Raw genomic sequence first — 311 nt, forward strand, 5'->3', positions numbered from 1 at the left:
TGAAGAAGACGATAGAAGCAGCTTTAAGCTCCAAGCTGATAGCTCTTAGCTAATCAGTTACGCGCTCGAAATTGGGTCTGTAGCTCAGTTGGTTAGAGCGCACCCCTGATAAGGGTGAGGTCGGCAGTTCGAATCTGCCCAGACCCACCAATTTTGTATGGGGCCATAGCTCAGCTGGGAGAGCGCCTGCCTTGCACGCAGGAGGTCAGCGGTTCGATCCCGCTTGGCTCCACCATTAACTGCTTCTGCTTGTTAGAGTTTAGAAATGAATATTCCAGTGTGAATATTGATTTCTAGTCTTTGATTAGATC

The 311-nt window shown here is 48.6% G+C and carries 2 tRNA genes; both read left to right on the forward strand.

The window, feature by feature from the left end:
• The first annotated feature begins 73 nt into the window (after positions 1-73).
• Positions 74-150 (forward strand) — tRNA-Ile (locus tag NTD85_RS10290).
• Between the two features lie 9 nt (positions 151-159).
• Positions 160-235: transfer RNA gene (locus tag NTD85_RS10295), tRNA-Ala, on the forward strand.
• The last annotated feature ends 76 nt before the right edge of the window (positions 236-311 follow it).

It is taken from the genome of Pseudomonas sp. 13B_3.2_Bac1, from assembly GCF_025466205.1.
GTDB lineage: Bacteria > Pseudomonadota > Gammaproteobacteria > Pseudomonadales > Pseudomonadaceae > Aquipseudomonas > Aquipseudomonas fluorescens_H.